Here is a 19,590-nt window from a genome sequence, read left to right on the forward strand (position 1 = left end):
CGTCAAGGAGGACGTATGGCGGAGTTCTTCAACATCCCACTGGCAGGACCGACACAAGATTCCGCATTTTCCGCAGCTTCCGGCCGGCCCGCATCCCTCGCGGCTGCGGTACTCACCGACAGCAATCGCGTCATCGTGGTCGTCGTCGCGGTTGTCGCCGTTGCCGCGCTGGTTGTCGCCCGACTGCTGGTGCGCCAGGTGCTGGCGGCCGGTGAGGGGACCAGCCGAATGAAGGAGATCGCTGCGGCCGTTCAGGAAGGCGCGAATGCCTATCTGGCCCGACAGTTGCGCACTGTCGGGATCTTTGCCGTCGTGGTCTTCTTCCTGCTTCTGCTGCTTCCGGCCGACAACTGGTCGCAGCGTGCGGGCCGTTCATTGTTCTTCCTGGTGGGTGCGCTCTTCTCGGCGACCACCGGGTACATCGGGATGAGGCTCGCGGTACGCAGTAATGTCCGTGTGGCTGCTGCTGCGCGTGAGGCGACTCCCGCTGAAGGTGAACCGGAAAAAGATCTCACCGCTGTTTCGCACAAAGCGATGAAGATCGCTTTCCGCACCGGGGGCGTGGTCGGCATGATCACCGTGGGCCTCGGGCTGCTCGGCGCTTCCTGTGTCGTCCTCGCCTATGCCGCCGACGCACCCAAGGTGCTGGAGGGCTTCGGTCTCGGCGCCGCATTGATCGCCATGTTCATGAGGGTCGGCGGCGGCATCTTCACCAAGGCCGCGGACGTCGGCGCCGACCTGGTCGGCAAGGTGGAACAGGGCATCCCGGAGGACGATCCGCGCAACGCCGCCACCATCGCCGACAACGTGGGCGACAACGTCGGCGACTGCGCGGGCATGGCGGCGGACCTCTTCGAGTCGTACGCCGTGACGCTCGTCGCCGCTCTCATCCTCGGCAAGGCCGCCTTCGGGGACTCCGGGCTGGCCTTCCCGCTGATCGTCCCGGCGATCGGCGTGATCACCGCGGTGATCGGGATCTTCGCGGTCGCCCCGCGGCGTGCCGACCGCAGTGGGATGACCGCCATCAACCGCGGATTCTTCCTCTCCGCGGTGATCTCGCTCGTCCTGGTGGCAGTGGCGGTCTTCGTCTACCTGCCGTCCTCCTACGCGGATCTGGATGGTGTCACCGATGCCGCGATTCGCTCGCACAGCGGGGATCCGCGGGTCTTCGCCCTGGTCGCCGTCGCCATCGGCATCGTTCTGGCCGCCCTGATCCAGCAGCTGACCGGCTACTTCACCGAGACCACCCGGCGTCCCGTCCGCGACATCGGCAAGTCCTCACTGACCGGGCCGGCCACGGTGGTGCTCGCCGGTATCTCCATCGGTCTGGAGTCCGCCGTCTACGCGGCGCTGTTGATCGGCCTCGCGGTCTACGGGGCGTTCCTGCTCGGCGGTACGTCGATCATGCTGGCGCTCTTCGCGGTGGCCCTGGCAGGGACCGGGTTGCTCACCACCGTCGGTGTCATCGTCGCCATGGACACCTTCGGCCCGGTCTCCGACAACGCGCAGGGCATCGCCGAGATGTCCGGCGACGTCACGGGCGCCGGTGCGCAGGTCCTCACCGACCTGGACGCCGTCGGCAACACCACCAAGGCCATCACCAAGGGCATCGCCATCGCCACCGCCGTCCTGGCGGCGTCGGCGCTCTTCGGCTCGTACCGCGACGCGATCGCCACGGCGGTCGACGACGTGGGGGCCAAGGCCGGGGAGATGACACTCAGCCTCGACATCTCGCAGCCCAACAACCTGGTGGGCCTCATCCTCGGCGCCGCGGTCGTCTTCCTCTTCTCCGGGCTGGCGATCAACGCGGTGTCCCGGTCCGCCGGATCCGTGGTCTACGAGGTGCGGCGGCAGTTCCGCGAGCATCCCGGGATCATGGACCGCAGCGAGAAACCGGAGTACGGGCGCGTCGTCGACATCTGCACCAAGGACGCCTTGCGCGAACTCGCCACGCCCGGCCTGCTCGCGGTCCTGGCGCCGATCGCCGTCGGGTTCACGTTCGGCGTCGGCGCGCTCGGTTCGTATCTCGCGGGCGCCATCGGTGCCGGCACGCTGATGGCGGTCTTCCTCGCCAACTCCGGCGGTGCGTGGGACAACGCCAAGAAGCTTGTCGAAGACGGCCATCACGGCGGCAAGGGCAGTGAGGCCCATGCGGCGACCGTCATCGGGGACACGGTCGGCGACCCGTTCAAGGACACGGCAGGACCGGCGATCAACCCCTTGCTCAAGGTGATGAACCTGGTCGCGCTGCTCATCGCCCCGGCGGTGGTGCAGTTCAGCTACGGGCAGGACGCGAGCGCGGGCGTGCGGGCCGTGGTGGCGGCGCTCGCCGTCATCGTCATCATCGGCGCGGTCTACGTCTCCAAACGGCGCGGAATCGCCGTGGGGGACGAGGGGGACTCGGCCGACGGCGGCGGAGGGGGGCCGGCCAAGTCGTCCGACCAGGCCGCTGTTTCGTGAGACGGAGCGGGGAACGGGGCGGCGGCGCGTAGCCGTCCTCGACTCAATGACCGGGTGGGCGGCGCGCTCTGATGCGTCGTCCGCCCGGTCGCATGCGCAGCGATGAGGGGGCGTACGCCGGTCGGAGCATGCGTGTCGGGACACCCGTCCGTGGGCTTGCTCGTGCAGGAGTTCGTGTGTGCTTGCGGCTGCGCGGGTGAGTGGTATCTCCCTCATTTCCCTTGGTGCAAATGGCTGTAAAAGGTAATGCATCGGATGCCCGGCATCCGGATGGAGGGCGCTCGACGTGTAAGTTCCGGGGCCGAGAGTCTTGGAAGGGACCGATTCGGTGAACAAGAAGCTTGCTGCCGCGCTGTCCGGCGGTGCGGTACTGGTACTGACGCTGTCCGGCTGCAGCAGCGACGACAACAGCGCCAAGGTGAACGACTGGGCCAAGAAGGTCTGCGACCAGGTCCAGCCTCAACTGCAGAAGATCGCGAACGCCAACGCCGCCATTCAGCAGCAGACCGCCGACAACAGCAAGCCCGCCGACGTCCAGAAGACCGACTCGGCCGCCTTCCAGCAGATCTCCCAGGCGTACAAGGCGCTGGGCACGGCCGTCGAATCGGCGGGCCCGCCGCCCGTCGACGACGGCGAGACCACGCAGAAGGAGGCCGTGAAGGAGCTCAACTCCTCCTCCGTCGCGTACACGAACCTGCAGAAGAAGATCGACGCCCTTGAGACCAAGGATCAGGCGAAGTTCGCCGACGGCCTCAAGGGCATCGCGGACGAACTGAACAAGATCAGCAGCAGTGGTGACGAGGCGCTGAAGAAGCTCCAGTCCGGCGACGTCGGCACCGCGATGGCGAAGCAGAAGGGCTGCCAGAAGCCGACGGGCTCGGTGCCGCCGAATGCCGCTTCCGAAGAGCCTGCCTCCCCGTCCGCCTCGTCCAGCCAGAAGGCGTAGCCGGGCGGGCGGCAGGGTGCCGACCGCACGGCGGAAGCTGTGGTGGCGCGGAGGGGCGGACGCTGCGGAGCGGGCGGCTGAGCACCGTCGACGCGGCGGAAGCAGTGGTATTACGGACGGCCCGGCGGCCCTGGTGGACGCCGGGCCGCTGCCGTTGTCAGTGGGAGCGGCCACAATGGGCGGGTGAGTACGACCAGTCTCCCCGCGCCCGACCGTTCGCCCCGACTCCGCGCAGCCATGCTCGCCGCCGCCTTCACCGCTGATGGGCTTCTCGATCTGCTCGGTGCACCCGCCTACGCCGCGCTCGCCCGCAGCGAGACGGTTCCGGCGCTGCGCGCCACCCGGGGGGACACCCCGCTCGAAACGCTGGTGCGGCTCTTTCTGCTGCAGCACCCCGTTCCGTACGAGCGGGCCCGTGCCGCGCTCCCGTTGGCCGAGTGCGTCGAGGACGGCTGGGTGATCCGCACCGGCGACGAGGTGCGGGCCACGGTCGACGTACGTCCGTACGGCGGGCCCGAGGGGCAGGACTGGTACATCGTCTCCGACCTGGGCTGTGCGGTCGGTGGCGCGGGCGGCATCGGCTCGCGTGAGGAGGGCGTGGTCCTCGGGGTCGGCGGCGCGTCCACCACGCTCGCCGGGATCACCGTCCGTACGCCTGTCGCCTCCGCGCTCGATGTCGGTACGGGCTCCGGCATCCAGGCGCTGCATGCCTCGCTGCACGCCACCCGGGTCACGGCAACCGACCTCAACCCGCGTGCCCTGGACTTCACGCGGCTGACGCTCGCCCTGTCCGGTGCCCCCGCGGCCGAGCTGCGGCGGGGCTCCCTGTACGAGCCGGTCGGCACCGAGACGTACGACCTGATCGTCTCGAACCCGCCGTTCGTCATCTCGCCCGGCGCCCGTCTCACCTACCGCGACGGCGGGATGGGCGGCGACGACCTGTGCCGGACCCTGGTGCAGCAGTCGGGCGACCGGTTGAACGACGGCGGATATGCCCACTTCCTCGCCAACTGGCAGCACGTCGAGGGCGAGGAGTGGCAGAACCGGCTGAGTTCCTGGGTGCCGTTCGGCTGCGACGCCTGGATCGTGCAGCGCGACGTCCAGGACGTCACGCAGTACGCGGAGCTGTGGCTGCGCGACAGCGGCGACCACCGTACGGACCCCGCCGAGTACGCCGCGCGATACGACGCCTGGCTGGACGAGTTCGAGGCTCGCAAGACCAAGGCCGTCGGCTTCGGATGGATCATCCTGCGGAAGTCCGCCGCAGCTGCTGCCGGGAATCCGTCCATCGTGATCGAGGAGTGGCCGCACGCGGTGGAGCAGCCGCTCGGACCGGCTGTCCAGGCGCATTTCGCCCGTCAGGACTACCTGCGCGAGCAGGATGACGCGGCGCTCCTGGCCGGTCGTTTCACCCTCGCCGCCGAGGTCGTGCAGGAGCAGGTCGGGCTGCCGGGCGCGGAGGACCCCGAACATGTGGTGCTGCGTCAGAACCGCGGCATGCGACGGGCGACGAAGGTCGACGCCGTCGGCGCCGGCTTCGCGGGCGTGTGCGACGGGACGCTGCCGGCCGGCCGGATCCTGGACGCGATCGCCCAGTTGATGAACGAGGACCCGGTGCAGTTGCGCGACCGCACTCCGCAGGCGATCCGGCTGCTGGTGGAGGAAGGGTTCCTGGAGCCGGTGCCACCGACGGACTGACGCCGTCACCCGAGTCGGCCGCGGTCCCGGCCCGGGCCTCGGTTCCCGGTCCCGGCTTCGGTCCGGGCCTCGGTTTCTGGCCCCGGCTTCGGTTCCTGATCCTGGTCCCGGTCCGGATCCCGGCCGTGGTCCCGGTCCTCGCCCGGTCCAGGGGCGGGGCTGACGCTGCCTGCGTCGCCGGTGCTGCTTTGCCTCCGCCTCCGTCGGCGGGCTCCGGTCCGGTGCGGGCGCGTCCTGCTGCAGGTCAGGGGAGGGGCCTGCCATCAGCGTCTTCTCCCGCTCCGCCGACGGCCGGCCGAGGTGGGTGCGGATTCCGGTTGGCTGCCGCCCTGTGCCGCCCTGTGCCGCCCTGTGCCGCCCCGTGCCGCCGTGTGCCGCCCCGCGGCGGCCCGGGCCCCTGCCTCCCGGGCGCGTGAAGCCGACGCCTCCCGGAGGTACACATCCGGTGCCTCCCGGCTGTGTGAATCCGGCCATTCACTCCGGGTTCGTGTTCATGTCGCCCTGGGGTGGCACCCTCCCCTGACCGGACGGCACAAAGCCCGGCCGCGCAGGGACAGGGAGGCGTACGGACATGGAGAGCGGACCTGCGATCTTCGCCGGAACGGCGTTCGCGCTGTTCGGTGCCGCACTGCTGCTGTGGACGGGGGCGCGTGTGCTGCATCGTGCGCCGGTGGCGCACGGCGTGAGCCCCGTCGCCTCCGCCGCTCTCGCCACTGTGTTCGGCGTACTTTTTCTCGTCCTCGGTGTGTGGTGCTTCACCCGCATCTGATCCACTCCCTGCCGGACCGGGCCCGGAAGCCCGGGACGCGGTGGCCAGTGGCGGGGAACACGCCCGGACCGCCCGCGCTCCACCGCCGGTGCCCGTAGCGCTGCCACGGCGACCAGAAACCCGCAGGCAGCAGCCGTACGCATGGCGGACCGGCCGGTCCGGGCGGCAGGAATGGCGGAAGTCGGGTTACCGTTCGAGTGGCCGTTGCGGGCTTTTGCCGTTTGACACGGGGGCGGGTTGTACCGTCACACTCCGCAGCGACAGCACCGTCGGCAGCGCCATCCCGCTGCCCGGATGCCCCACAGAGCGTCGACCGGAGAGAAGAGCGAAGTTGTCCCCGACCAGCGAGACCGCACAGGGCGGCCGCCGACTCGTCATCGTCGAGTCGCCTGCCAAGGCGAAGACGATCAAGGGCTACCTCGGCCCCGGATACGTCGTCGAGGCGAGCGTCGGGCACATCCGCGACCTGCCGAACGGCGCCGCAGAGGTCCCGGACGAGTACACCGGCGAGGTCCGTCGGCTCGGCGTCGACGTCGAGCACGACTTCCAGCCCGTCTACGTCGTCAACGCGGACAAGAAGGCGCAGGTCAGAAAGCTCAAGCAGCTTCTCGCCGAGTCCGACGAGCTTTTCCTCGCCACCGATGAGGACCGCGAGGGCGAAGCCATCGCGTGGCACCTCCAGGAAGTCCTGAAGCCCAAGGTCCCGGTCCACCGGATGGTCTTCCACGAGATCACCAAGGACGCGATCCGGGCCGCCGTCGCCAACCCGCGCGAGCTCAACCAGCGCATGGTCGACGCCCAGGAGACCCGCCGCATCCTCGACCGTCTCTACGGCTACGAGGTCTCGCCGGTCCTCTGGAAGAAGGTCATGCCGCGTCTGTCGGCCGGCCGCGTCCAGTCCGTGGCGACCCGTCTCGTCGTCGAGCGGGAGCGCGAGCGGATCGCCTTCCGTTCCGCCGAGTACTGGGATCTGACCGGCACCTTCGCCACCGGCCGCACCGGTGACGCCTCCGACCCGTCGACCCTCGCCGCCCGGCTCAGCGCGGTCGACGGCCGTCGCATCGCCCAGGGCCGTGACTTCGGTCCGGACGGCCGCCTGAAGTCCGGCGCGGGCCAGGTGCTGCACCTGGACGAGACGAATGCCCGCGCGCTGGCCGCGGCGCTCGCCGACGCCACGTTCGCCGTACGGTCCGTCGAGTCGAAGCCGTACCGTCGTTCGCCCTACGCCCCGTTCCGCACGACCACCCTCCAGCAGGAGGCGAGCCGGAAGCTGGGATTCGGGGCCAAGGCCACCATGCAGGTCGCGCAGAAGCTGTATGAGAACGGCTTCATCACCTACATGCGTACCGACTCCACGACCCTCTCCGACACCGCGATCTCGGCGGCCAGGGCGCAGGTCACGCAGTTGTACGGCGCCGACTACCTGCCGGACAAGCCGCGCACGTACGCCGGGAAGGTCAAGAACGCGCAGGAGGCGCACGAGGCGATCCGCCCCTCCGGCGACCGCTTCCGTACCCCTGCCGAGACCGGCCTCACCGGTGATCAGTTCCGGCTCTACGAGCTGATCTGGAAGCGGACGGTCGCCTCCCAGATGAAGGACGCGGTCGGCAACTCCGTCACCGTCAAGATCGGCGGCCGGGCGAGCGACGGCCGCGACGCCGAGTTCTCCGCGTCCGGTAAGACGATCACCTTCCACGGCTTCATGAAGGCGTACGTCGAGGGTGCCGACGACCCGAACGCCGAGCTCGACGACCGTGAGCGGCGCCTCCCGCAGGTCGCCGAGGGCGACGCGCTGTCCGCCGAGGAGATCTCCGCCGACGGCCACGCCACCAAGCCGCCGGCCCGCTACACCGAGGCCTCGCTGGTCAAGGAGCTCGAAGAGCGCGAGATCGGCCGTCCCTCGACGTATGCCTCGATCATCGGCACGATCCTGGACCGCGGCTACGTCTTCAAGAAGGGCACGGCGCTCGTCCCGTCCTTCCTCTCCTTCGCCGTGGTCAACCTGCTGGAGAAGCACTTCGGCCGGCTCGTCGACTACGACTTCACCGCGAAGATGGAGGACGACCTCGACCGCATCGCGCGCGGCGAGGCCCAGTCCGTGCCGTGGCTGAAGCGCTTCTACTTCGGTGCGGGGGACGGCGACACGGCCGGAGCGGGGGCGGCCTCCGACGCGGGCAACGGCGACGGCGACCACCTCGGCGGCCTGAAGGAGCTTGTCACCGACCTCGGCGCGATCGACGCGCGTGAGATCTCCTCCTTCCCGGTCGGAAACGACATCAAGCTCCGGGTCGGCCGGTACGGTCCGTACATCGAGCGCGGCGAGAAGGACTCCGAGGGCCACCAGCGCGCCGACGTGCCGGAGGACCTGGCGCCCGACGAGCTGTCCGTCGAGTACGCGGAGGAGCTGCTGGCCAAGCCGAGCGGTGACTTCGAGCTCGGTGCGGACCCGATCACCGGGCACCAGATCATCGCCAAGGACGGGCGTTACGGCCCGTACGTCACCGAGGTGCTGCCCGAGGGCACCCCGAAGACCGGCAAGAACGCGGTGAAGCCGCGGACCGCCTCGCTCTTCAAGTCCATGTCGCTGGACACGGTGACGCTGGCCGACGCGCTCAAACTGATGTCGCTGCCGCGTGTGGTCGGTGAGGACACCGACGGCGTCGAGATCACCGCACAGAACGGCCGCTACGGCCCGTATCTGAAGAAGGGCACGGACTCGCGTTCGCTGACCTCCGAGGACCAGCTCTTCGACATCACGCTCGAAGAGGCCCTCGCGATCTACGCGCAGCCCAAGCAGCGCGGCCGTGCCGCCGCCAAGCCGCCGCTGAAGGAACTGGGCACCGACCCGGTCAGCGGAGCTCCGGTCGTGGTCAAGGACGGCCGCTTCGGCGCGTACGTCACCGATGGCGAGACCAACGCGACGCTCCGCACCGACGACAGCGTCGAGGCCATCACGCCGGAGCGCGGCTACGAGCTGCTTGCCGAGAAGCGTGCCAAGGGACCTGCCAAGAAGAAGACGGCGAAGAAGGCCCCGGCCAAGAAGGCGGCCGTGAAGAAGACGACCGCCGCCAAGAAGACCACCGCGGCGGCCAAGAAGACCGCGGCGAAGAAGACGACGACTGCGAAGAAGACGACGACCGCCAAGAAGACGGCTGCGGCGAAGAAGACCGCCACGGCGTCCGTGGAGGACTGACCCTGCGAACAGTCCGATCGCCGGAGGGGCCGGGTTGTCCAGCCCCTCCGGCTCTCGCATTCCTGCGGGTCTGAGAGGGCGGTTCCCGCGAACCGCCCTCTGAGAACGGGCTCGCGAAGGATCCGGGATTCGGGATCCGGGATGAGACATGAGGGATGCGGCGAGGGTGGGTGCCTCCGCCGGTTTCTTCTGCCTGTCCCTTCCGGTGACCGGGGCGCCGCTCCGGCTTCCGCTCCGGCCTTGCTCCGGCTCTGTTCCGGTCCCGATCCGGCCCCGATCCGGACCTCGCGTTCCGAAGCATTTCGAACGCCGGAGGGGTGGCCATGGCGCTGGTCCGCCGGAAGGCCGGTGGGTCCGAGCGCCCATATGTTCGGATGGGGCGCCCGGGCACCCCACCGCTCCGGATAGGCTGGGCTGATGACGCGAGCCGAGCAGCCAACGGTCGTGAGCCCCACCTCCGACGCACTTGCCGCAGACTCACGCGAGCGCGCCGTACGAGCCCTGTTGCGTGTCCCTCCGCTGAAGCGGTTGTGGAGCGCCCAGCTCGTCGGCAGTATCGGCGATGCACTCGCCCTTCTCGTGCTGGTGCTGATGTCGCTGCAAGCGGCGGTCCTGGAGGGCTCATTCGGAGCCGGGTACCGAGGGGCGGCGTTCGCCGTCGCCGCGGTGTTCGGTGCACGGATCCTTGCCACCCTCCTCTTCGGAGCCGTACTCCTGGGGCCGCTGACGACGCTCACCGCGCCCGGCGGACCGCTGGACCGGCGGTGGCTGATGATCGGGACGGACGGGCTGCGGCTCGCGCTGCTCGTCGTCGCGCCGCTGTGGATCGACTGGATGCCCGACAAGGCGCTCATGATGATCCTCATCACCGTCTTCGTCATCGGCGCGGCCGAACGCCTGTGGACGGTGTCCAAGGACGGCGCCGCCCCCGCCCTGCTGCCCGGCCCGCCCCCCGAGGGGGCCGCGGTGCGCCCGCTGCCCGACCACCTCGACGCCCTGCGCCGGCTCTCCCTCCGCACCGACTTCGTCGCCATTCCGGCCGCCGCGGCCGTCCTGCTGATCGCCACGCTCATCGGCAACCTGCTGGGCTCGGGCCTGGAGTGGTTCTCGTTCCACCAGGCGGCCCTCGGCTCGTACGTCGCGGCCGGGCTCTTCTCGGCCTCGATCTCCACCCTGTACTTCCTGGAACTGCCCGGTTCGCCGACGCCCCGCCCGCGCTCGCCGCTGGAGGGGCTGCGCCGGCCGTCGACCGGCAGCGGACCCGACAAGGGCCGGACCGGTTCCGTGCCGCTGCTCGTCGGCGCCTGCGCCACGATCGCCGGAGCCGTCGCCGCGGCTGCCGCCGTCGCCGTACTGCACGCCGCGGACCTGGGTGGCGGGCCCGCCACCTTCGCGCTGCTGATCCTCGGCCTGACCGGCGCCGCGTGTGTCGGCATCCGTACCGCGGGGAAGGTGCTGCCCGCGCTGTCCCGGCGCCGCCTGTTCGCGCTGGCCGTCGCCGTCACGGGCATCGCACTCCTCGCCATGGGGCTCGTGCCCGACACGGCAACCGTGGTGCTGATCGCGGTACTCGCCGGATACACGGCGGGAGTCGCCGCCGGCACCGGCCATGTCCTGGTCGACCAGGAGACCGAGGAGTCCCGGCGGGCCAGGACCACCGAACACCTCCAGGCCGTCGTGCGGGTCCTCGTCGCGGTCGGGGCCCTCGGCGGCCCGCTGCTGGCCGCCGCGATCGGCAAGCACCGGCTGGCCTCCGGCGACTTCGTCTTCGCCCACGGCGGAGCGGCCTTCGCCCTGATGCTGATCGGCGCGCTGCTGCTGCCCGTCGCCGTGATCGTCCTCGCGAAGACGGACGACCGTTCCGGAGTGCCGCTGCGCCGCGACCTGCGCGAGGCACTGCGCGGCGGTGACCCGGCCGTCGCCCCTGCCGCGACCGGATTCTTCCTCGCCCTGGAGGGCGGCGACGGCGCGGGCAAGTCGACCCAGGTCGAGGCACTCGCCGAGTGGATCCGCGCCAAGGGCCACGAGGTCGTCGTCACCCGCGAGCCGGGCGCGACCCCGGTCGGCAAGCGGCTGCGCTCGATCCTGCTCGACGTGTCGTCGGCCGGCCTCTCCAACCGGGCCGAGGCGCTGCTGTACGCCGCCGACCGCGCCGAGCACGTCGACTCGGTCGTCCGCCCGGCGCTGGAGCGTGGCGCGATCGTCATCTCCGACCGCTACATCGACTCGTCCGTCGCCTACCAGGGCGCGGGCCGTGACCTCTCGCCGACCGAGATCGCCCGGATCTCGCGCTGGGCGACGAGCGGGCTCGTACCGCATCTGACGGTGCTGCTGGACGTCGACCCGGAGACCGCGCGGGAACGCTTCACCGAGGCGCCCGACCGGCTGGAGTCCGAGCCTCCCGAGTTCCACGCCCGGGTGCGGTCCGGGTTCCTGACGCTGGCCGCGGCCGACCCGACCCGCTACCTGGTGGTGGACGCGGGCCAGGAACCGGAAGCGATCACCACGGTCGTACGCCATCGGCTCGACCGGCTCCTTCCGCTCTCCGAAGCCGAGATCAAGGCCCAGGAGGCGGCGCGCAAGGCCGCCGAGGAGGAGGCCAGGCGCAAGGCGGAGGAAGAGGCGGCGCGCAAGGCCGAGGAGGAGCGGCTGGAGCGTGAGCGGCAGGAACAGCTCGCCAAGCTCCGCGCCGAGGAGGAGGAGCGCAAGCGCCGCGAACTGGAGGAGGCACGTCGGCGCGAGGCGGAACGCCAGGCCGAGGAAGCCCGGCAGCGGGCCGAGGAGGCCCGGCGTCTGGCCGAGGAGGAGCGGGCCAGGCTGGCGGCGGAGGAAGCGGCCCGCGAGGCCGAGCAGGCCCGGCTGCGCAGGCAGGCCGAGGAAGAGGCCCGACTGCGCAAGGAGGCCGAGGCGCGGCGGCTGGACAAGCAGCGCAAGGCTGAAGAGGCGCTGCTGCGGGCCGAGGAGGCCCGCCGACAGGCCGAGGCCGAGGCGGCTGCCGCAGCGGAGGCGGCCCGGGCGGAGGCGGCTGCGGCGGCGTCCGTGCCGGACAACGAGATCACGGTGCCGACACCGATCGTCAGCCCGAATGACGTGACGCAGCCGGTCCCGTCGCCGGGCAACCCGCCCACGCCCTCCGACGACGCCGAGACGGCGATGATCCCGAAGATCCACGACCGGCCCTCCGACAGGTTCTCCGACGGATCCACGGACCGGTCCTCCGACGGGTCCGCCGACTGGTCCGGGCACCCTGGAGCTGCGGGGGCCGCCGATGAGACGGCGGTGCTCCCTCCGGTACGGGACGTGCACGACGCCCGGGATGCCCGGGACGCGGGGGCTGCCCGGCATGTTCGGGACGCCGATCCGGCGGACCGGGTTCCGCGGGGCATCTTCCGGGACGAGCGCCCGGCGGACTCCGCCCAGGAGCGCGAGAACGAGCGCACGCGTGAGCTTCCGCATCTCGGCGACCCGCACGCGGTCCCCCCGGCCCAGGGTCACCAGGACAGCAGGGGGCAGGCGGAGCAGCAGCGTCGGCCCCGGCGCCCTCGTCCCGACTGGGCGGAGGAGACCCCGTTGGACGATCTGCCGACACTGGCGGACGAACTGCTGGGCGATCACCACGACGACGAGGACTCGGGCCCCTCGGGCCGGGGACGCCGCCCGCGGCGCTGACCCGTGCTGCTGACCCGCAGTGCTGACGCGTGACGGCTGCCGGGCGGGCCCGCCCGGCAGCCGGGCCGCTGTGCAGCCGGGCCGCTGTGCAGCCGGGCCGCTGTGCAGCCGGGCCGCTGTGCAGCCGGGCCGCTGTGCAGCCGGACTGCCGGACCAACCGGGCTCGTGGTGCCGGCGGGCTGTCGTACCGCTCTACTGCCGGGCTGCCGGGCTTGTCAGACCCGTCCCCCACAATGGGACTCGGAACAATCGGACTCGGAACAGTGGAAGCCGGAAGAGCGGGAGTCGATCGGGAAAGCCGGATCGACAAGCAGGAACATCACAGCCGCGTGGCCGCATCGCACGACAGGGCCGCATCGCACGGCAGCCACGCGGCCGCACACCACAGGAAGGGCGGTGACTCATGACCGTATGGGACGACCTGGTGGGTCAGGACCGGGTGCAGCGACAGCTCGGCGCCGCCGCCCGGGACGCCGACGCGCTGGTCACCGCCCAGTCCGAGGGGGCGCCGGTGCCCTCGGGGTCGAAGATGACCCACGCCTGGCTGTTCACCGGACCGCCGGGCTCCGGGCGTTCCACCGCCGCCCGCGCCTTCGCCGCGGCCCTCCAGTGCACCAGCCCCGATCGCGCCCTGGGCGGAGCACCGGGCTGCGGTTTCTGCGACGGCTGCCACACCAGCCTCATCGGCACCCACGCCGATGTCGAGGTGGTCCGTACGGATCTGCTGTCCATCGGTGTGAAGGAGACCCGCGAGCTGGTCCGCCGTGCCCAGCTCTCCCCGGCTGTCGGCCGCTGGCAGGTCATCGTCCTGGAGGACGCCGACCGGCTCACCGAAGGCGCGGGGAACGTTCTGCTGAAGGCGGTCGAGGAGCCCGCGCCGCGCACCGTATGGCTGCTCTGCGCACCCTCCCTGGAGGACGTGCTGCCCACCATCCGTTCCCGCTGCCGTCATCTCACGCTGCGCACGCCTCCGGTCGACGCGGTCGCCGACGTCCTGATCCGGCGCGACGGCATCGATCCGGAGCGGGCCGCATCCGCCGCCCGCGCCACCCAGGGCCACATCGACAGGGCCCGCCGCCTCGCCACCGACGAGAACGCCCGCTCGCGCCGTGCCGCCGTGCTCAAACTCCCGCTGCGCGTCGAGGACATCGGAGGCTGCCTCAAGGCCGCCCAGGAGCTGATCGACACCGCCACCGATGACGCCAAGCAGATGTCGGAGGAGGTCGACACCAAGGAGACGGAAGAGATGAAGACCGCCCTCGGTGCCGTCGGCGGGGGGCGGATGCCGCGTGGCACGGCAGGGGTGATCAAGGAGCTGGAGGACAGACAGAAGCGCCGCAGAACCCGTACCCAGCGCGACAGCCTCGATCTGGCGCTCACCGATCTGACCGGCTTCTACCGCGACGTGCTCGCCATCCAACTGGGTTCGCGCATCGCCATCGCCAACACGGACGCGCAGGACGCCCTCGACCGCATCGCCCACTCCTCCACGCCCGAGCGCACCCTGCGCCGGATAGAGGCCCTGATCGCCTGCCGGCGCGCGCTGGACCGCAATGTGGCGCCGCTGCTCGCGGTGGAGGCGATGACGATGGCGCTGCGCGCCGGCTGAGCCGCTCGTCACCGTCGCTTGCCGGTCGGCTCCGTTCGTTACCGCCGCCGCTGCTCAATGACTGCTTATCGCTGCATTTCACCCGTACGGGCGGAGAAGCGGGCGAGTCGTCACGCGGCGGCTACGCTCCGGGGATGGACACCAGGCGCCCGCTCCGCATCCTCGCCACCGCACTCGGCACTGCCGGCCTCCTCGTTTCCGGTTGCAGCAGCGGCAGTTCGACGAACGCCTCGCCGTCCGCTCCAACCGCCCCCGCCTCGCTCACGCCGTACTACACACAACAGCTGAACTGGCGTGACTGCGGCGTCGAAGGGTTCCAGTGCGCGACGATGAAGGCGCCCTTGGACTACGCGAAGCCGGACGGCGGCGACATCAAGCTGGCCGTCTCCCGCGCCAAGGCGGCCGGACCGGGCAAGCGGATCGGCTCCCTCCTGGTGAATCCGGGCGGCCCCGGTGGTTCGGCCATCGGCTATCTCCAGAGCTACGCGGGCATCGGCTACCCCGCCCAGGTCCGGGCCCGTTACGACATGGTCGCCATCGACCCGCGCGGGGTGGCCCGCAGTGAGCCCGTCGAATGCCTCACCGGTCCGCAGATGGACGCCTACACCCAGGTCGACCAGACCCCGGACGACGCCGCAGAGGTCGACAAACTGAGCAACGCCTACAAGGAGTTCGCGAACGGCTGCGAGCGGCGCTCGGGCACAATCCTTCCGCATGTGTCCACCGTCGAGACGGCCCGCGACATGGACATGCTGCGTTCCCTGCTCGGCGACGAGAAGCTGCACTACGTCGGGGCGTCCTACGGCACCTTCCTCGGCGCGACGTACGCGGAGCTCTTCCCCGCCCGGGTGGGCCGCCTGGTCCTGGACGGGGCGATGGACCCGTCGTTGCCCTCCATCGAGATGAACCGTGACCAGACCGCCGGTTTCGACACGGCGTTCCAGTCCTTCGCCGCCGACTGCGTGAAGAAGGCGGACTGCCCGCTCGGCACCACCTCCACCGCCGACGCGGGCGCCCGCCTGAAGCAGCTCTTCGCGCGCCTCGACGCCAAACCGATCCCCACCGGTGCGTCCCGCAAGCTCACCGAGTCCCTCGCCACCACGGGCGTCATCGCCGCCATGTACGACGAGTCGACCTGGCCCCAACTCCGCGACGCCCTCACGGCCGCCGGGAAGGACGACGGCTCCGGCCTGCTGTCCCTGTCGGACAGCTACTACGAACGCGAGCCGAACGGCACGTACGCGAACCTGATGTTCGCCAACACCGCCGTGAACTGCCTGGACGCGCCGCCCGCCCTCGCGGACGCCGATGCCGCCGCCCGGGCGCTTCCCCGCTTCGAGAAGGCGTCCCCGGTCTTCGGCAGGACCTTCACCTGGTCCGCTCTGAACTGCGCCGACTGGCCGGTCCGCCCCACCGGCACCCCCCATCGCATCGAGGCCAAGGGTGCCGACCCGATCCTCGTGGTCGGCACCACCCGCGACCCGGCCACCCCGTACAAGTGGGCCGAGTCCCTGGCCGGCCAGCTCTCCTCCGGCACTCTCCTCACCTACCGGGGCGACGGCCACACGGCGTACGGCCGCGGCAGCGACTGCATCGACACGGCAATCAACACCTACCTCCTGGAGGGCACCCCTCCGGCCGACGGCACGACGTGCTCCTGATCCCTCCGCCCTGCCGCTGACCTGGAAAAACGTCCCGGAACCGGGTTGGTGCGGAGCACCCCCGGAAACTGTGTAGACTTGGCGACGCTGCTGATCGCACCATAGTGCGACAGGGTGTGCCGCCTTAGCTCAGTTGGCCAGAGCAACGCACTCGTAATGCGTAGGTCTCGGGTTCGAATCCCGAAGGCGGCTCTGTGGAAGCCTCAGGACTCACTCGCCGTGACCTGGGGCTTTTGCTTTTCCTCGATCAGTTCGTGGTCTACACCACACGCCTGATTCGGCTCCGAATCAGGCGTGTGGGGGCCCGTGCACGTAATGCGTAGGTCTCGGGTTCCGGCACCGAGCGGTGGACCCGCATGACTGCCGCTGCCGTCGACTTGCCGCCTGCGGTTGTCGACGGCACTGTTTACGTCGGCAGCAACGACGGCGTCGGCACCTGCTCGTCGCGGCGCTGGTTTGGGGCACGGGCACCAAGGCCCGGTCAGTAGACAGGCGCGCGCAAATCTTTCGCCACTCTCCAGGTACTGACATCGACGCGCGACTCGACGTGGCACTCGAGGCGCTCCGAGAGCGAGGAGCTACGGAAGCGTACCGGGCCTTGAACAATGACCAGCACATCCCCTACCTGGGGGCGGCGTTCTTCACCAAGGTCCTGTACTTCGCTGGGCACGAGAGCCCCGCCGGGCCCTATCGGCCGGTCATCCTGGACAGCGTCGTCTCGCAAGCTCTCAAAGACCTGAAAACGGTCAACGCCGACTGGCCGGAGAACGGCTGAACCACTGATCAGTACAGGCGGTACCTGGAGGGAGTACACGGCCTTGCGCGGAGATGGGGCGTCCTGCCGGACGAGGTCGAGGCCGCGCTGTTCTTCCACGGCAAGCAACTGTCTTGACTACCAGAGGCCGTGCGCGGCATCGGCATGCTCCCTGTGATTGGCAGCGGCGAGCGCACGCTCCCAGCGGAGCTGAAGCGACGTTGTCGAGCTGACCGCCCTGGCGCTCGGCTCCGACAACGGCGAGCTCCTCGACCAGCGCATGGACCGGGCCGCGGTTCGCTTCCGGGGCGGCGAAAACCGCCGGGCTCTGCCCGAGTTCGACGCGCTCGTCGACGCTTTCCCCCGCACCGCCGGGCCCACCAGCGAAAAGGCGCGCTCCTGCCGTGTCCAGGTCGCGCACTGCCGCGCCGAATTGGGCCGGGTGGCGACGCCAACCCTGTGAACCTTGTCGGTCACAGCACTAGGCTGCCAAAGGTGCCGCATGGGCGTGAGGGCGGGGAGCAGCGCGCGGACGACCTATTGGACACACTGAAGCAGTGCGTTGATCGGCTGGGCCATTACCGCAGCCTCGAACGCAGGGTGGGCGAGCAGAACACGAAAGCCGGCCTCATTGAGCCAGTGATCGCCGCCCTGGGTTGGGACGTGCTGGACCCCGAGGAAGTGCACCGCGAGTACCGACGGCGGACCACCGACAGCCCCATCGACTACGCACTGATCCTTATGCGCATGCCCCGGCTGTTCATCGAAGCGGAGGCGGTCGGGGAGAACCTCGACGACCCGCGCTGGGCAAACCAGACGATCAGCTACGCAGCAGTCGCGGGTGTGGACTGGGTTGCGCTGACCAACGGGGCGGAATGGTGCGTATGGGGCAACGGCGGGGCAACGGCACACCGCAACCGTGTTGGCCTCTGGCCAGATCCGCTACCAGGAAAAGGCCTACCCCTCGCTCTCGGCTGCCGGACGAGCGGTCAAGCTCCATGTCAGAGGCCGCAATACCCCTGAGTCCACCTTGTCTACCGATGGGTGGGACGTCTGGCGTACGACAGACTCGGTCCATGGCGACGAAGTATCCCTAAAGACACTACGACGTCGGGTGGTCTATGCCCAGCGTGATCAGTGAGAGTCCAGCCGCTGAGAGATGCCCTTCGCACTTTGACCAACGTCAGGAGCCGACTCCCGGATCAGCTCGTCCTCGCTCCGTGCGCGACATGATGAACGGGGGCGGAAACGTACCAGACCGCTCCTCTGGTCTGCCGACCGGCGTTCATCCGGAGACATGGGCCGCCCGTGTCGGGACGCGGAGCAAGCGTCGTTACAGCGGTTTCCAAGGCCGTCTGGTCCGGTGGCGGCGCGGGCTGACTTCTGACTGTCAGCGGCACAGTTCCTTGATTAGGCGGTGCAAATTGTCGCCGTCGAGCGGGGTGCGGTGGGCGAGCAGGTTGCGGGCGTCGCGCAGGGTGCGAAGACGATGGCGTTCCCTGGGGGTAAGGGCGATGGCGCCGTCGCGGTAAGCGCCCCACATGGCGCCGAGCTCCAGGGTGTCAACGAGGTCGCCGGGAGGCTCAGGGGCGGCGTCGGGGTCGCGTCGGGGGCCGTACTCCTCAGCGAGCCGCGGCAGCGGTACACGGGCCCGTAGTCGGACTATGGCGGCGAAGCGTTCCCGGGCGTCGTCCAGCAGCGGGAGCAGAACGTGGTTCTGAGCCAACCAAACCCTGGCGGCCACCACATGTGCGTGGTCGAGATCCTGGCGTGGGTGGTGGCGGAGCCTACCGTCCCAGCTGTCGACGGCGACCGCGTTCCAGGCGGAGAGAAGGCTTTCGTTGGGGCGCTGCCCTGGAATCCGGGTTCCTTCGGCCCGTCGCGGGGGGATGGCCTCCGCCGGTACAGGGAACACCGATAGGACGTCGTGGAGCGCGGCCGACAGCGATTCCAAGCGGCCGTCCTTCCAGCGGGCTGCCAGGGCGGCTGCCACGTCGAGGAACGGGCCACAGATCTCTGTAATGGTGGCCTGGGTGACGGATTCCTGCAGGTGATGGCGGTCCACCGCGGAATTCACCGGTGGGCGGGCCAGAGCCACGATCGTGGCGGTGTCCAGGCGCCCTGTGGCTCCCCACCACCAGTGGACCGCGATGTCCTCGCGTGCCAACTGGCCGGGTAGCCCCGTTGGCAAGTCCGCGGTGGACGCTACGACCAGGACACGCGGCCGCCGCAGGGGCGGGAGTCCGGCCTCTTTGCCGGTCGCCACCAGGCGGCGCAGTAGGTGGGTGGCGGCGGACGGCACCGGTTCGCGCCAGGCCCGCACGACCACGGGCCTCGTCTCGACGGGGCTGCTCCGGCCACCAGTGAGGCGGGCGAGCACATCGCCAGCAGTGTCGTGGCCGGTCGGCTCTGTTTGGTCGGTGGAGTCCAGCTCCTTGGCGAGCCGCTCCAGCAGGCAGGCCAGCGCCTCGGCGGGGGTGGGAGGGGGCGGGGGCTCCGGTTCGGCTGGCGAAGGGACGGTGCCGGAGAAGAAGTCCGACAAACCGTCGTCGTAGTCGAGGACCGGGGCCAGGCCGGACCACCGCGTGGGGGCTGGGGGCTGGGCCGGTAACAGGGGCCGGAAAGCCAGCGGCGCGGTAGGGTCGTCCGGCGGCAGCAGCACGAAGTCGGCGAGCTCGTGCAGCAATTCGTCGAAAAGCCGCTCCGCCGGGCAGTCGGGGCCCTCCAGCAGCTTCCGTGGTAGTAGCCACAGGCAGCTGCGGCCGCAGTTCAAGTCTGTCAGCAAGCGGCCCAGCGAGATTCTGACCCCAGGCAGAGCGGTCACCTCTGCG

11 protein-coding genes, 1 tRNA gene and 2 pseudogenes are annotated in these 19,590 nt (G+C 70.2%); 13 read left to right on the plus strand and 1 reads right to left on the minus strand.

Annotated features, from left to right (window positions below; translation table 11 throughout):
- Nucleotides 1-15 precede the first annotated feature (15 nt).
- The 13 genes and pseudogenes from ACFVUT_RS14600 (at nt 16) to ACFVUT_RS14660 (ending at nt 17,900) form a co-directional block, all read left to right on the plus strand.
- A complete protein-coding gene (locus tag ACFVUT_RS14600; protein ID WP_389648293.1) occupies nt 16-2,460 on the plus strand; it encodes a sodium-translocating pyrophosphatase in 2,445 nt (814 codons plus the stop codon).
- A 328-nt stretch (nt 2,461-2,788) separates the two neighbouring features.
- On the plus strand, nt 2,789-3,406 hold the full coding sequence (locus tag ACFVUT_RS14605) for a small secreted protein (RefSeq protein WP_389648296.1): 618 nt from the start codon (nt 2,789-2,791) through the stop codon (nt 3,404-3,406).
- Between the two features lie 183 nt (nt 3,407-3,589).
- Nucleotides 3,590-5,104 carry a methyltransferase gene (locus ACFVUT_RS14610; RefSeq protein WP_389648299.1) on the plus strand — a complete coding sequence of 505 codons (1,515 nt, stop codon included), beginning with the start codon at nt 3,590-3,592 and terminating at the stop codon, nt 5,102-5,104.
- A 571-nt stretch (nt 5,105-5,675) separates the two neighbouring features.
- Nucleotides 5,676-5,873, plus strand: a complete 198-nt coding sequence (locus tag ACFVUT_RS14615) for a hypothetical protein (RefSeq protein WP_389648302.1) — start codon at nt 5,676-5,678, stop codon at nt 5,871-5,873.
- 331 nt (nt 5,874-6,204) lie between these two features.
- Complete coding sequence (topA, locus tag ACFVUT_RS14620; protein WP_389648305.1) at nt 6,205-9,066, plus strand: type I DNA topoisomerase; 2,862 nt, start codon at nt 6,205-6,207, stop codon at nt 9,064-9,066.
- Between the two features lie 417 nt (nt 9,067-9,483).
- Entirely contained in the window at nt 9,484-12,735 is a 3,252-nt protein-coding gene (tmk, locus tag ACFVUT_RS14625; protein ID WP_389648308.1) for a dTMP kinase, read from the plus strand.
- Between the two features lie 403 nt (nt 12,736-13,138).
- On the plus strand, nt 13,139-14,344 hold the full coding sequence (locus ACFVUT_RS14630; protein ID WP_389648311.1) for a DNA polymerase III subunit delta': 1,206 nt from the start codon (nt 13,139-13,141) through the stop codon (nt 14,342-14,344).
- 134 nt (nt 14,345-14,478) lie between these two features.
- Nucleotides 14,479-16,005: an alpha/beta hydrolase gene (locus tag ACFVUT_RS14635; RefSeq protein ID WP_389648314.1), complete on the plus strand. Its 1,527-nt coding sequence runs from the start codon at nt 14,479-14,481 to the stop codon at nt 16,003-16,005.
- Between the two features lie 118 nt (nt 16,006-16,123).
- Nucleotides 16,124-16,197, plus strand: a tRNA-Thr gene (locus ACFVUT_RS14640).
- Between the two features lie 155 nt (nt 16,198-16,352).
- Nucleotides 16,353-16,493, plus strand: a pseudogene (locus ACFVUT_RS14645) (PQQ-binding-like beta-propeller repeat protein); the annotation flags it as partial.
- Nucleotides 16,427-16,897, plus strand: a pseudogene (locus ACFVUT_RS14650) (hypothetical protein); the annotation flags it as partial. The pseudogenes ACFVUT_RS14645 and ACFVUT_RS14650, both read left to right, overlap by 67 nt.
- A 357-nt stretch (nt 16,898-17,254) precedes the next feature.
- The gene (locus ACFVUT_RS14655; protein WP_389648618.1) at nt 17,255-17,782 is read left to right on the plus strand and encodes a hypothetical protein; all 528 of its coding nucleotides are present in this window, start codon (nt 17,255-17,257) and stop codon (nt 17,780-17,782) included.
- Nucleotides 17,679-17,900 (plus strand): hypothetical protein, encoded by a 222-nt coding sequence (locus tag ACFVUT_RS14660; protein WP_389648317.1) that lies wholly within the window; start codon nt 17,679-17,681, stop codon nt 17,898-17,900. Before ACFVUT_RS14655 ends, ACFVUT_RS14660 begins: the two co-directional genes overlap by 104 nt.
- Before the next feature lie 249 nt (nt 17,901-18,149).
- Here the strand turns inward: ACFVUT_RS14660 and ACFVUT_RS14665 are convergent, their stop codons facing one another.
- On the minus strand, nt 18,150-19,544 hold the full coding sequence (locus ACFVUT_RS14665; RefSeq protein ID WP_389648320.1) for a hypothetical protein: 1,395 nt from the start codon (nt 19,542-19,544) through the stop codon (nt 18,150-18,152).
- Between the last annotated feature and the right edge of the window lie 46 nt (nt 19,545-19,590).

Origin of the sequence: Streptomyces sp. NPDC058051 (assembly GCF_042885475.1) — a bacterium.
GTDB lineage: Bacteria > Actinomycetota > Actinomycetes > Streptomycetales > Streptomycetaceae > Streptomyces.

Excerpts from the sequence above, each read along its gene's own strand:
- ACFVUT_RS14615 (WP_389648302.1), top strand. The coding sequence starts at position 5,676 with ATGGAGAGCGGACCTGCGATCTTCGCCGGAACGGCGTTCGCGCTGTTC.
- ACFVUT_RS14630 (WP_389648311.1), top strand. The coding sequence starts at position 13,139 with ATGACCGTATGGGACGACCTGGTGGGTCAGGACCGGGTGCAGCGACAG.
- tmk (WP_389648308.1), top strand. The coding sequence starts at position 9,484 with ATGACGCGAGCCGAGCAGCCAACGGTCGTGAGCCCCACCTCCGACGCA.
- ACFVUT_RS14600 (WP_389648293.1), top strand. The coding sequence starts at position 16 with ATGGCGGAGTTCTTCAACATCCCACTGGCAGGACCGACACAAGATTCC.
- ACFVUT_RS14635 (WP_389648314.1), top strand. The coding sequence starts at position 14,479 with ATGGACACCAGGCGCCCGCTCCGCATCCTCGCCACCGCACTCGGCACT.